The organism is Pseudomonas sp. CC120222-01a (genome assembly GCF_003097235.1).
In the GTDB taxonomy this organism is placed as follows: domain Bacteria; phylum Pseudomonadota; class Gammaproteobacteria; order Pseudomonadales; family Pseudomonadaceae; genus Aquipseudomonas.
Genome location: NZ_QEQQ01000007.1, coordinates 113474 through 126882 on the forward strand (window position 1 = coordinate 113474; position 13409 = coordinate 126882).

Here is a 13409-nt window from a genome sequence, read left to right on the forward strand (position 1 = left end):
GGCTGGCGATGCCTGACCTTATCGAACAATTCGACCTGCAGGTGGAAAACTTGCTGGCTTGGCTGGTCGAGCGCGGCGGTGCGTTCTTCGATGCCGTCAGCAGTGTGATGACCGGGCTCTACGCCATGCTCAACGCGCTGTTGCTGCTCGCACCTTGGTGGGCGCTGTGCGCGCTCATCGGCGTTGCAGCCTGGCGTGTCGTCAACATGGGTTTTGCTGTCGTGGCTGTGCTCGGGCTGTGGCTGTGCCAGCTCATGGGGTTGTGGCAGGAAACCATGGCCACCCTCACGCTGGTATTCACCTCGACCCTGATCGCGCTGGTGATCGCGGTGCCGCTCGGCGTGCTGGTGGGGCTTTCGGCGCGCTGGAAAAAGGGCGCTGAACTGCTGATGGACTTCATTCAGACGGTGCCGTTGTACATCTTCCTGCTCCCAGGCATTGCATTGCTGGGGTACGGGCCTGCGACGGCCATCTGGGCGACTTGCCTGGTGGCAATACCGCCGGCGTTCCGCCTCACCGCCCATGGTGTGTTCAACACGCCCAAGCAGTTCTGCGAACTCGGTGCTGCGGTGGGTATGACCGCGACCAGCCAAGTGTTCAAGATTCGTGTGCCCTTTGCCATGCCTTCCATCCTCGCGGGGATCAACCAAAGTCTGATGCTCAGTTTTGGCATGGTCGTGATTGCCGGTATTGCCGGATCTGGCGGCCTGGGTCAGACCATCTATGAAGCTGTGCGGACGATGAAAATCGATGCTGCGGTCAATGCCGGCATTGCCATCGTGGTTCTGACCATCGTACTCGACCGCATTTCCCAAGGCCTTTGCAACACCAGTAAGGAGCCCGCCCATGGCAACGCCTGAGGTTTCGCCTGGCGCATTGATCGCGCCCTTCCTGAGTATGCTCAACAACAACTTTCACGATGGTTTCAAGGCAGTCGCCGGCTTCTTCGACGGGTTGATCAGCGGCATTGCGTCGGGCCTATCGTTTGCCCCGTCGTGGGTGACGATTGCGGTGTTGTCGCTGCTCGCGCTCCTGGTGGCGGGGTGGCGCGGCGGGGCTCTGTGCCTCTTTGGCCTGGGGCTTTGCCTGGTCATGGGGATGTGGGAGCCCGCCGTGCAGACACTTGCTCTGATTCTGGTGGCCGTGGCGTTCTCGCTGGTGATCGGCATCATTGTCGGTGTGTTGATATCGCGCAGCCGGTTGCTAGAGGCGCTGGCGCGGCCTTGTCTGGACGTGATGCAAACCATGCCTCCGTGGGTTTACCTGGTGCCCGCCGTCGTACTGTTCGGCTTGGGTACTGTCCCGGCGCTGCTCGCCACCATCGTGTTTGGGGTGCCGCCGATGATCCGCCTGACCCTTTTGGCCATCCGGCAGGTGCCTATCAATCGCCTTGAGCTGGGTGCCGCCATCGGTGCCAAGCCCAGTGAAATCTTCTGGAAGATCGAGCTGCCCTCAGCGCTGCCGACTTTGCTGGTTGGCGTCAACCAGTGCGTGCTGTTGTCCTTAGGCATGGTTGTGCTTGCAGGCCTGGTGGGGGCTGGTGGGTTGGGCTCGGAAGTAACACGGGGATTGACCCGCATGGAGTTTGGCCTGGGCGTGCGCGCCAGCTTGGCCATCGTGGTGTTGGCACTGATTCTGGACCGCATCTGTCGCGGCTCGGTGCCCGCCCGTTATTTGAACACTTGAAGTACACCCATCATGAACAAGGGAGTTAGCATGCGTACCAAGCTCTATATCGACGGTCAATGGCGCGATGCCGCTAACGGCAAGCAAGCGGATGTTGTAGACCCGGCAACCGAGGAGGTCGTTCACCAGTTCGCTTCGGCCTCGCCTGAAGACGTCGACCTGGCGGTCAAAGCTGCCCGTCGTGCCTTCGATCAGGATGGCTGGTCGCGCACTACAGGTAAGCAGCGTGCACAGTACCTGCGTCGTATTGCCAAAATCATTGGCGAGCGCCAGCAAGAGCTGGCTGCGCTGGAAACCCTGGACAACGGTAAACCGCTGCCGGAGGCTATGTGGGACGTTGGCGACTCGGCGGGATGCTTCGAGTATTACGCCAAGCTGGCTGAAGAGCTGGATAACGACGAGCACGCCATCGCCGTCTCCGATGATCGCTTCGCATGCCGTATCCGCCGCGAGCCATTGGGGGTGGTCGGTGCGATCACGCCATGGAACTACCCACTGCTGATGGCTTCGTGGAAAGTCGCCCCGGCCTTGGCTGCAGGTTGCACGGTTGTGCTCAAGCCCGCTGAGTTGACTTCGCTCACCGCATTGGAACTGGCCGCCATTGCTGAACAGGCCGAACTGCCAGCTGGTGTGCTGAACGTACTGACCGGCAGTGGCAGCGTCGCTGGCGACGCTTTGGTCAAGCACAAGCAAGTGGACAAGGTAGCGTTCACGGGTTCTGGCCCAATCGGTTCGCAGATCATGCGTGAAGCGGCGACCGATATGAAACGCGTAACCCTGGAGCTGGGCGGCAAGAGCCCAATGGTAGTGTTCGAAGACGCCGATATCGAAGCCACGGTCGAGTGGATGATGTTCGGCATTTTCTGGAATCAGGGCCAGGTCTGCTCCGCAACCTCGCGTGTGCTGATTCACGAGTCGGTGTACGACAAGGTGCTTGAACGCCTGGTCGATGAGGCTGGCAAGATCAAGATCGGCAACGGCAAAGATGAGGGTACGCTGCTAGGCCCGCTGGTCTCGAAGAAGCAGCTGGATCAGGTCAGTGCTGCCGTCGAGCGCGCTCGCTCGGAAGGTGCGACCGTTGTATGTGGCGGCCGTCGTGCGCCAGGCTTCGACAAGGGCTATTACTACGAACCGACGGTGTTGGCAGACCTGAAGCTCGATAGCGATGCCTGGGTTGAGGAAATCTTCGGGCCGGTTCTGTGTGTGCGCTCGTTCAAGACTGAAGCCGAAGCTATCGAAGTGGCCAATGAAAGCCGCTTCGGCCTGGCCGCCGCGGTGATGACCCAGGACCAAGCTCGCGCTGAACGCGTCAGCAATGCGCTGCGCGCCGGTATTGTCTGGGTCAACTGCTCGCAGCCTGGCTTCACCGAGGCACCGTGGGGTGGCTACAAACAGTCCGGCATTGGCCGTGAACTGGGCCCATGGGGGCTGGACAACTACCTGGAAACCAAGCAAGTCACCAGCTACGTGACGCCAGCTCCATGGGGTTGGTACATCAAGTGATCATCCGCGGGGGCTCTTCATGAGCCTCCGTTGATGTATGGGTTGACGAAGAGATCGTCGAGTAATGCAATAGTTTCATGGCTCAAGGAGAACTCAGCGCTTCACCAAAACAAGAATCAATGCCCCAAGCGGGTGGCGACATCACACTGCAAAAAAATAAAAAACCTGCCAGAACTACGACAAGTCAGTACTGAGGAATGTGAAAATGAGTGTGTTTCAGAAAATCCTTGCGATTGTGCTTATGACGTGTGCGTGCGCCTTTGCCAACGCAGACGAGTTGAAAACTATCAAATTAGGCGCCATGGGATGGGAAGACCAGAGTTCTCTGGTTTTCGTGGGCAAACGCGTTCTCGAGAGGGAAGGCTACAAAGTCGAAATTACCAATTTTTCGGAGTGGGGCATCGCCTACGCTGCGCTCGCCCGCGGTGACATTGATCTGATGGTCTCTCAGATCAACTACGTCGCCTTCGACTATTGGAAGAAGAACAAGAACCGCCTGGAGAAAGTCTCTGTGGCCTCCCACGGCCTTAGGCAGGGCATCGTCGTACCCAGCTACATGAATATCGACTCGATCGATCAGCTGAACGGTATCAAGGACCAAGTTGGCGGCAAGATCGTCGGTATCGAACCGGGTTCAGGCTTGATGCGTGAGCTGAAGGAGGCGGTCAAGCAATATCCACTTGACTACACCGTCATTGACTCCAGTACTGCAGCGATGGCCGCCGAGCTCGAAGGGGCTATCCAGCGCAAGGCACCGATTGTAACTGTGCTGTGGAAACCGTCTTGGCAGGTCTACAAATACGACGTCAAGTTCCTTGATGACCCCAAGCATATCTTTGCTCCACCACAAAGCTATTACTGGATTGCCAAGAAAGGCTTCTCCCTGAAGAACCCTCACGCGCGTGAAGCTCTGGCCAGCATGTTCGTTTCTATCGACGATGTCACGCACATGAATGCTGAAATGAATGAAGGTATTAGCGCCGACGAAGCAGCGGAAAGGTGGTGGAAGGCGAATGCCGATGTCACCCAGCGTTGGTCGGAACTCTCCAAGCCCGACTGATAGTGTTGCTGAATGTGGGCGGGCATTTATAGCCCGCTACACAGTCGTGTGACTCGTCGGGTAGCGTTCGATTCAGTAGCGTCTGCCCGGCGAGAGCCGCGGGTCAAAGATAACTTGCTCATTAGTCATGTTGACGTAGCACATGTTGCAGTTCGGCTAGCGCGCAGTGCACCGCTGATTGATCTTGCGATCACCAGTGTAGGGGGGGGGCTGCGCCGCTGTTGGCCTGGTTAAGGAAAAAACAATGATGAAAAAATCCAGTATTTCTATTGAAGACGTGCCCCTCAGTGGCTTCCATCAAAAGCTGACTGTTGCTGCCTGGGGTGGGTCTTTCGTAGACGGCTACGTCCTGAGCATCGTCGGTGTGGTGATGTTGCAGATGTCTCTGGCAGCCGGGCTTGATAGCTTTTGGGAAGGCATGATCGCTGCAGCGGCTTTGATCGGCATCTTTTTTGGCGGTTTGCTGGGGGGGTGGCTTACCAACCAGCTGGGACGTAAACGTATCCTCTTCGTGGGGCCGCTGATTTTCATGTTTGCCTCGTTGGCGCATCTCTGGGTTGAATCAGCCCCTATGTTGTTTGCCATGCGACTGTTGATCGGGGTTGCCGTGGGTATCGAGTACCCTGTGGCCACCGCCATGTTGGTCGAATTCATGCCACGCCGCAGCCGTGGCCCTCGCCTGGCAGCACTGGCGTTGAATTGGTTTATTGGTGCAGCTTGCGCATACGCGGTAGGTGAGCTGATCCTGCGAAGTGGCGTAGGTGACGCCTGGCGCATAGCGCTGGCCAGTGGCGCGTTCTTTGGTGCGCTTCTGTTCATGGTCCGTGTGGGTTTGCCGGAATCCCCACGTTGGTTGATTGCCAAGGGTCGGGCCAAAGCCGCTGAGCTGGTGATCAAACGCGTTTATGGGCCACAGTTCTCACTGGCCAACTTGCCTGAGGCTAGCGCAGAGCAACGTCTGCCGCTGAGTGCTCTGCTGCGTTCCGGCTATGGCAAACGGCTGTTTTTCGTGGTGATGTTCTGGACGTGCTCGATCGTGCCGGTGTTCGCTGTGTACGCCTTTGCGCCCAAAGTGCTGGCAGCACTTAAGCTCGACAGCAACATGGGTTCGCTGGGGTCGGTGGTCATCACGGTGTTCTTCGTTTTGGGATGCCTGGTGTGCACCTGGCTGATCAATCATATCGGTCGGCGAAACATGCTGATCTACAGTTTCCTGCTGTCGACGCTTGCACTCTCAGGTCTGGCTTTCAATCCGGCTGGTCATGGGATGCTGGTGGTGGTGTTCTTCTCGTTGTACGCATTGTTCATGGGCGGTGCGCAAGTGTTGGCGCTGGTCTATCCCAATGAGATTTTCCCTACCGAAATGCGTGCTTTGGCCGTAGGCGTTGGCACTGCGTTCTCGAGAATCGGCGCGGCAGTGGGCACCTACCTGGTTCCGATTTCGTTGGAAAGCCTGGGTGTCGAGCAAACACTTTATATTGCCATTCTGATTACCTTGGTTGGCTTGGTGATCTCTTGGATGATGGCTCCCGAGACAAGTTCTTTGAACTTGCAGCAGGCCGCTGCTCTGAACTGACTAGATCAATCACCGATAATTTAAATGGTTGATTCAGTGCTGGAGTGTCATTGAATCTTAACTAGTAAACTTCGCCAGCAATGGCGGTTAACCAGGGCAAGGCGGGAGGTAAAATGCAAAGCGATGATAGTGAGCTCGCAGATGCGTACGACAGTAACGCCATCACCGGCCGCGTTGCCCTCGGCGAGGAAATTCGAAAACTGCGCAGGGCCAGGGCCAAGACGCTGGCGGAAATCGCCCTCGCCACAGGTCGTTCAGTCAGTTTCATCAGTCAGCTTGAGCGCGGGCGTGCGGAGATTCCGATTTCGGATCTCAAGCGTATCGCGCTCTCGCTGGGGGTGCCGCTAGCCTGGTTTCTCAGGACGGACGAGCAGCCAGAGAACGAGATAGGGCGGATTGTCAGGAGCCGGGCGCGTCGTCGTGTGGGCTCTGTGACGCTTGGCGTCGATGAAGAGTTGTTATCGCCCAGCATTGGCGGCAAGTTTGAAATGTACCTGACCACGTTTGCGCCTGGATCCAGCTATGAAGCCGTGCCCCCCCGGGGCGGGGAAGAAGAGGGGTTTCTGATGTCCGGAGAGCTGACGGTGTGGATCGCGGACAATGAATTCAATCTCAGGGCCGGTGACAGTTTCCGAATTGCCAACGAGCCGTATCGCTGGGCCAACAGGACTGAGAACGAAGCGTTAGCGGTGTGGGTGATTGCCTCTCCTGCGTATTGATCTGCCGGCTAAGGAGGTTGAACGGCGAGTGGGGCAATGCGCTTGGCGTTGCGTACTGTGCTTGATTCACGCGTTGCGCAAAGAAATCACTAACAAAAAAACCATCAAGCGTTATCCCTTTCAGGGGCCGGCATTGTTCTGACGGAGAATGCGCCAGCCCCTTTTTTTTGCAATTCTGAACGGCTACAGGGTCTCGGCCTGCATCCGCAACTGCCGACGTGTCTATTTCAACCGGCAGGCGGGGCTATGACCCACAAGACGACGGCGTCGGCCTCGCCCCTGTTTTCCCACCGGTAGGTTTCCTGCGCGATGCGGAAGCTGTCTCCGGCGCCTAACTGGAAGCAATTGTCACCGATCCACATTTCCAGTTCACCGGCTATCACATAACCTTCCTCTTCGGTTTCTTTGGCAGACTTGATCCCGTTTGAGGCGCCAGGGCTCATGGTACAAATGTACATGTCGAATTTCCCGCCTACGCTTGGAGAGAGCAATTCATCAGCCCCTCCACCTGAAGCCGGGCCAAGCCGTCGACGTTCGCCCAGGCGTACAACCCTGCCAACCTCGGCAGGTGGTTGCGCTTCGGATGTGAAGAACCAGTTCAGAGGAACACCCAAGGTCAACGCAATGCGCTTGAGGTCCGAGATGGGTATCTCTGCTCGGCCGCGCTCCAGCTGGCTGATGAAGCTGACCGAACGCCCTGTTGCCTCAGAGACCTCTGCAAGGGTCTTGGCGCGGGCCTTCCGTAGCTTGCGGATCTCCTGCCCGAGCATGACGCGATCTTTGTAGGTATCGTGCCCCTGGCCGGAACCCGCGTCTTCGATTGCCATTTTTTTTCCTAATCGTTTACGTGGAGTCAGATAACGAAAAATAGCGAAACATGTCTTTGCATCAAAGAAAATTTTTCGCTTCTTCGCTGCACAGAGAATATGAGTATGGCTTCGCTAACACAATGGCGCAGCAGCTCGGCGGCATTTCCAGCTGCCGGCCGGGCAACCTGATCGCTGCGTTACCTAAAGTGGGGCGTACTTTGCAGCGTTCATAGAGAGGCTGTTGAGTGGGCGCGATCGGCCCCCTCGATCAAATCGGCAAGGCGTTCCCCATCGTACGCATTGTGCAGCCAGGCGAGCTCTCCGGCTCGTTCGCTATTACCATCAAGGATGGCCTGTACGAACGCCTTGTGCTGCTCAAGGATAGTATCGGTGGTGGGGTGCATCAGCACGTTCGTCGAACTGATGACCCATCGTATTTGCTGTTGAACCAGGGCGTACTGCCTGATGAGCCGCTGGTGGCCGGTGCCTTCGATAACGGCTTGATGAAGGGCGAAGTCACATTGGTTAATGGTCTTGGTTGAGCCTTTTTCGCAAGCATTCAAAAGGGTGTCGAATGCATTTTTAACCTTGGACAACACCTCGGCATCTTTCTTTTGCGCCACGAGTGTAGCGGCCAAGCGCTCAAGGCTGCCTCGTAACGTCCAGATTTCCCACACATCGGATGGCGTCAGCTTGGCGACTTCCCATCCCACATACGGGGTTTGAACGACGATGCCCTCGGTCGCCAGCCTGTTCAATCCGGTACGAAGGGTGCCACGGGCGATCCCCAACTGATCGGCGAGGGCGGTTTCGGTGATGCGTTCTCCAGGTTTCAGATAGCCCGAAAGAATGGACTCCCTCAGGCTATCGGTCGCTTGTTGCTCAGCGGAGAGCTTCGAGATGGGCCGAAGCTGTGTCGGTTTCATGGCAGGGATCCTGATGTTTGCGGACCGAGATATAGCACTGCAAAGGGGATTTTGTACACGTTTGCCTGGCTGAGGATAGATGATGCGACGAAAAAAAGTACTGATGCGTCATCTAAATCATTGAATTATAATGTGTTGATTGATGATTGTTGACAATAAACGGTGTTGAGATTAGCTTTTCATCGGGCGGTACCCGTTGTGAATGCAAGGCTGCGAGCAACAATGGCATTGAATAGACGGTGAGCGGCTGAGTGCCAGAATTGCCGGCAGCTCGAAATCAGCGTCCCAGCAACCTTCAGAGGTGAATCATGAAAGTAGTGAGTAGTGTCGAGCAGGACCTGTATCACGATACTGAAGTCAGAATTCTGCGTCAGGATCTCGCCTTGGCGTTGCGAGCTGCCGCTTATCATGGGCTCGCCGAAGGCGTGTGCAACCACTTCAGTGTCACCCTCCCAGGGCGCCCGGACTTATTCTTGCTTAACCCGAGGGGGTTGATGTGGGAAGAAGTTCAGGCGGACGACATCGTGCTGGTGGATGATTTCGGCAACCGCATCGCTGGGCGGCATGAAATTGAACCTACGGCAATGTTCATTCACGCAGCAATTCACCGCATTGCCAAGAAAACATGTGTCTTGCATACGCACATGCCGTATGCGACAGCGCTGACCCTGACCGAAGCCGGTGGGCTGGATACGACGCTCTCGCAGAACGCCATGCGGTTCCATGAGCGTACAGTGGTCGATAAACAGTACAACGGCTTTGCGCTGGATCACTCCGAAGGTGAGCGAATCGCGCGTGCAATGAACGGTGCCGATATCGTGTTCCTGGGCAACCACGGGGTGGTTGTCTGCGCTGAGCGCATTGACTATGCATACGACGACCTTTACTACCTGGAGCGCGCGTGCAATGCAGAAGTCCTTGCGCGCTCGACCGGATTGCCACTGCGTCCAGCCGACGCGGGCATTGCAAAAATGGTGGCGGGTCAGGTCGACAGTGAGCGGCTGCAGTCCGAGCTTTTCTTTGAGGCGCTCAGCCGCAAGATAAAGTAATCCCGTGTTGCGTCCTAATATCTCGAACGTGAGCACTTCCCGGAGTTCGTCATTTCGAGAGGTGGTGACCAATCGCCTTTGGATTGGCACCTGACCTGTATGGAGAGTGTTAATGCACGCCCTTATTGTAGTTGCACATCATGACCCCGATTCGCTTACACATCGTGTAGCGGCCACTATTGCCGAGCACGTTTCATCGTATGAATCGCAGCACACCTGTGAGATCGCTGACCTTGCCAAGGAGGGGTTCGACCCGCGGTTTACCGCTTCGGATCGCGATACGTACCATCGCGTTGCACCGGTAGCACCCGATATTGTCGCGCAACAGCAGCGCATCGATAACGCCGATGCATTGGTGTTGGTGTTCCCGGTCTACTGGTGGTCGATGCCGGCGTTGCTCAAAGGCTGGATAGATCGCGTGTTCTGCAATGGGTGGGCCTTTGATTTCGGCGTAGAAAATCCTGAATCCAGCAAGTTGAGGGACCTGCGCGTGCACCTGGTCGCGCTGGGGGCATCTGGCGCTGAAGCTTATGCACGCCATGGTTACGACCAGGCGATGAACACCCAGATTGAGCACGGCATTTTCGGCTATTGCGGTGCGCAGATCGTAAGCTCGCGACTGTTGGGTGAGTCCGAGAGTGGCACCGCGGGCGCTCACTTGCTGACGGCCGCCGAGATTGGCCGGTCCTTGTTCGAACCCTCGCAACCCTCGCTGTAAGGCGCGGAACGAAGTGGGCCCGGCCTTGGGCATCAGGTGCTGATGTTCACGGGCGGGCACCTGATTGCTGGGATATTGACTGCGCAGTGACTCTAAAATAACCGATGGATGTTGGGTCCAAGCATGGAAAGTGAGCGTAAGGCGACCAGTTACGGGCTGCTGGCAATTCTGATCTGGAGCACTGCAGTCGCGTTACTTCGCCGTGTCAGCGAAACATTTGGCGCCATTGGCGGCGCTGCGTTGATGTATACACTCGGTGCCGTGATGCTTGCGGTGCTGTTGGGAAGACCGAGGCTAAGAGGGATCTCCCGATTTTATTTGCTAGCGGGTACAGGCATGTTTGTGCTGTTTGAGGTCGCTTTCTCTCTCGCGCTCGGCTACGCCGGTACTGACCAGCAGGCTATCCAGGTCGGTATCGTCAACTATCTCTGGCCGAGTTTGACCGTTCTGATCGCCATCGTAATGAACAACCAGCCTGCCAGGTGGCCGGTCATTCCGGGCACGCTGATGGCGTTAGTTGGCATTGCCTGGGTAGTGAGTGGGGATACGCTGACTGGGGTGGGTTTCCTTGCTGCTATCGAGGCTAACGCACTGAGCTTCGGGCTGGCGACACTCGGGGCAGTGAGCTTTGCGTTGTACTGCAATGTCACGCGCAAATATGCGAACGGTAAGAACTTGGTCACGTTGTTTTTCTCTGTGACGGCGTTGGCATTATGGCTGGACTATGCGTTCAGTGATGAGCGGGCCATTACGTTGACGTTCAGGGGTACGCTTGAGCTCGTAGCGGCGAGCCTGTCCTTCGCCCTGGGCTACGCCCTCTGGAATATTGGCGTCTTGCGCGGCAACCTCACGCTGCTCTCTACGGTTTCTTACTTTGGGCCAGTCTTTTCCTCTTTATTCGCCGCATTCTGGCTCGATGTTCAACTTTCGGTGCATTTCTGGCAGGGCACGCTTCTGGTGACTTTGGGTTCACTGCTTTGTTGGGGTGCGACCCGGCAGCACCCGGCGGCTCGCCTTGCCCAAGCGGATTGAGCTACCTCGCGATTGCCGGGCGGAAGGCTCTGGCCTTTGCAGCGCATTTGCCCGTGTCTGATACGGTTGAAACCCACGTCAAGGCAGCGGCGGGGAGGGCTCTCAGGTTGGGGAGTTTTCCCTGGCGGGTTGAGCGAACGCTCAGCCCGCCAGGAATGTGCCCCGTTGACCGTTGACGAACCCTGTCACGCTTGGCGGGTTAGCCTGATGAGCCTCGATTTCATGCGCGCGCAGGCCACCTTATTGGGGTAATGGCAGCTTGATGGTGCGACCGCCATCTACCACCATCACCTGGCCGGTAATGAAGGATGCGGCATCGCTCGCCAGGAACAAGGCCATGTCACCGATGTCTGCCGGTTCTCCCAATCGGCCGGCGGGGTGAAGGTTTAGCAGATTTGCCATTGCGCCTTCGCCGAGCTGCTCGTCGAGATAGGCCTTGCTGAGCGCAGAATTAATCCACCCAGGTGCAATGGCATTGCACCGGATCCCCTCTGTACCCAAGTCGACCGCAAGGGCTCGAGTAAGCCCGTGCACGCCGGCTTTTGAGGTGCAGTAGGCCGTATGCAGCGGATTGGCGCCTAGCCCTTCTATCGAGCTGATGTTGATCACACTACCCCCACGTCCCCGAAGTAGCGGCAGCAAGTATTTCACCAGAAACACCGGTGCCCGCAGATTGATCGCCATCATGCGATCCCATTCTGACTCGGCCATGTCGTCCAGGCTGCTTTCGAACATGATGCCGGCGTTATTGACCAGGATATCCAGGCCGACGAATTTGTCTGCCACTGCTGCCGCAATAGTGGCAGGCGCCTTGGATACGGCCAAATCAGCCTCGACCCAAGTTACGTTTGGGTGGTCACTCAATGCCCCATCAAGCGGTTGGCGCTGTGCAATGACCACCTGCGCGCCGGCGGCGAGGAATTTTTCGCAGATACCGCGGCCAATCCCTCGGCCGCCACCGGTTACAAGCGCAATTTTGCCATTCAACATAAAGTGATCCTCAACCTTTATTGAATGTTGAAGGTGCGAATGCGAACAGCATTGCACCGAGAAAAGCACAGGCCGCGACGATGTAAAGCGCCAGGTCGGTGCTGTGGGTAAGGTCCACGGTCCAGCCCACCAACCAGGGGCTGACCAGTCCCGCGAGGTTGCCGATGGAGTTGATGAGTGCTACGCCTGCGGCCGCGCTTGCCCCCAGAAGTGTCGTGGGTACGCTCCAGAACACAGGGAAGGCGGCCATCACTCCGCAGGTAGCCAATGTCAGGCCAACCATTGCGACGGCGCCATGATGAGCGAAGCGAGCCGCGATGATCAGGCCAGCCATGCCTATCAACAGTGAGATCGCCAGGTGCAGGCGACGTTCTCTGCGCAGATCCGAGGAGCGACCCACCACAATCATTACAATGCTGGCAACCAGGTAGGGCACAGCACTGAGCAGGCCGATTGATCGCAGGTCTGAGAAACCGGAGTTCTGGATAATGGTTGGCATCCAGAAACCCAGTGCGTACTCACCCATCTCTATGAAGAAGTACACCATGCTGAAGTACCAGACCACCGGTGAGCGAAGAAACGCTAGCCGGGAGTGGCCTGCTCGCGGGGCGGGAACATTTTTGGCGAGGTCACGCTGCAGCGCTTGGCGCACCAATTGTTTTTGCGTTGAACTGAGAAACGTTGCTTCCTCGAAACTGTTGGGGAGGCAGTGCTTGACCATCAGCCCTACAGCAACAGTGGGCACGCCGTAAATCACAAACAGCCATTGCCAGTTGGACAGGCCCATGGCGCCCCAAGTCATGGCTTGCATTACCCAGCCAGAAATTGGCCCGCCGATGACGCTGGACAGCGGCGCAGCTGCCATGAACATCGCAATGACTCTTCCGCGTCGCTCACTGGGGAACCAACGAGTGAAGAAATAGATCACCCCCGGGAAAAAACCTGCCTCGGCAACGCCGATCAGGAATCTGAACACATAGAAGCTGCTCACGTCAGAGGTCAGCATCATGGCCACTGTCAATAAGCCCCAGGTGACCATCAATGTGCCGATCCAGCGGCGCGGCCCGACACGCTCCAGAATCAGATTGCTCGGTACCGCGAACACCACATAGCCAATGAAGAAGATGCCGGCACCCAAGCCGTAGGCCGTTTCTGAAATGTTCAGGTCGGTCAGCATCTGCAGTTTCGCGAAGCTGACGTTGATCCGTGCGAAGTACGCCAGGATGTAGCAGAGGAACAAGAAAGGTATCAATCGCCAGCTCATGCGACGGTAGGCGGATTCGAGCAAATCGATTGAGGAGTTGCGTATGCCGTTATCGGTCAATTCCATGTGAGTCCCTA

13 protein-coding genes are annotated in these 13409 nt (G+C 57.0%); 9 read left to right on the forward strand and 4 right to left on the reverse strand.

All coding sequences use genetic code 11. From position 1 onward, the window contains the following. Positions 1-2 precede the first annotated feature (2 nt). The 6 genes from N430_RS11675 to N430_RS11700 all read left to right on the forward strand — a co-directional run bounded on the left by N430_RS11675 (position 3) and on the right by N430_RS11700 (position 6544). Complete coding sequence (locus N430_RS11675) at positions 3-860, forward strand: proline/glycine betaine ABC transporter permease (RefSeq protein WP_110638745.1); 858 nt, start codon at positions 3-5, stop codon at positions 858-860. Then, the gene (locus tag N430_RS11680; protein WP_110638744.1) at positions 847-1686 is read left to right on the forward strand and encodes a proline/glycine betaine ABC transporter permease; all 840 of its coding nucleotides are present in this window, start codon (positions 847-849) and stop codon (positions 1684-1686) included. The genes N430_RS11675 and N430_RS11680 overlap by 14 nt, the downstream gene beginning before the upstream one ends. Positions 1687-1716: 30 nt before the next feature. Then, complete coding sequence (locus tag N430_RS11685) at positions 1717-3189, forward strand: aldehyde dehydrogenase family protein (protein ID WP_110638743.1); 1473 nt, start codon at positions 1717-1719, stop codon at positions 3187-3189. A 205-nt stretch (positions 3190-3394) separates the two neighbouring features. Further along, the gene (locus tag N430_RS11690) at positions 3395-4249 is read left to right on the forward strand and encodes a glycine betaine ABC transporter substrate-binding protein (RefSeq protein WP_110638742.1); all 855 of its coding nucleotides are present in this window, start codon (positions 3395-3397) and stop codon (positions 4247-4249) included. A 247-nt stretch (positions 4250-4496) separates the two neighbouring features. Beyond that, positions 4497-5825, forward strand: a complete 1329-nt coding sequence (locus N430_RS11695; protein ID WP_110638764.1) for an MFS transporter — start codon at positions 4497-4499, stop codon at positions 5823-5825. A gap of 113 nt (positions 5826-5938) precedes the next feature. Beyond that, on the forward strand, positions 5939-6544 hold the full coding sequence (locus tag N430_RS11700; protein WP_110638763.1) for a helix-turn-helix domain-containing protein: 606 nt from the start codon (positions 5939-5941) through the stop codon (positions 6542-6544). A gap of 227 nt (positions 6545-6771) precedes the next feature. On the opposite strand, the gene N430_RS11705 is transcribed toward N430_RS11700, so the two are convergent. Continuing rightward, positions 6772-7371, reverse strand: a complete 600-nt coding sequence (locus N430_RS11705; protein ID WP_110638741.1) for a helix-turn-helix domain-containing protein — start codon at positions 7369-7371, stop codon at positions 6772-6774. A 209-nt stretch (positions 7372-7580) separates the two neighbouring features. Further along, the gene (locus N430_RS11710) at positions 7581-8279 is read right to left on the reverse strand and encodes a GntR family transcriptional regulator (RefSeq protein WP_110638740.1); all 699 of its coding nucleotides are present in this window, start codon (positions 8277-8279) and stop codon (positions 7581-7583) included. 308 nt (positions 8280-8587) lie between these two features. Here N430_RS11710 and N430_RS11715 point away from each other — a divergent pair, with 308 nt between their 5' ends. The 3 genes from N430_RS11715 (at position 8588) to yddG (ending at position 11078) form a co-directional block, all read left to right on the forward strand. After that, entirely contained in the window at positions 8588-9328 is a 741-nt protein-coding gene (locus tag N430_RS11715) for an aldolase (RefSeq protein WP_110638739.1), read from the forward strand. A gap of 112 nt (positions 9329-9440) precedes the next feature. Then, positions 9441-10046: an NAD(P)H-dependent oxidoreductase gene (locus N430_RS11720; RefSeq protein WP_110638738.1), complete on the forward strand. Its 606-nt coding sequence runs from the start codon at positions 9441-9443 to the stop codon at positions 10044-10046. Positions 10047-10169: 123 nt separating this feature from the next. After that, entirely contained in the window at positions 10170-11078 is a 909-nt protein-coding gene (gene yddG, locus N430_RS11725; RefSeq protein WP_110638737.1) for an aromatic amino acid DMT transporter YddG, read from the forward strand. Positions 11079-11318: 240 nt separating this feature from the next. On the opposite strand, the gene N430_RS11730 is transcribed toward yddG, so the two are convergent. Next, a complete protein-coding gene (locus N430_RS11730) occupies positions 11319-12068 on the reverse strand; it encodes an SDR family NAD(P)-dependent oxidoreductase (protein WP_110638736.1) in 750 nt (249 codons plus the stop codon). A 10-nt stretch (positions 12069-12078) separates the two neighbouring features. Next, positions 12079-13398, reverse strand: a complete 1320-nt coding sequence (locus tag N430_RS11735; RefSeq protein ID WP_110638735.1) for an MFS transporter — start codon at positions 13396-13398, stop codon at positions 12079-12081. Positions 13399-13409: the final 11 nt, after the last annotated feature.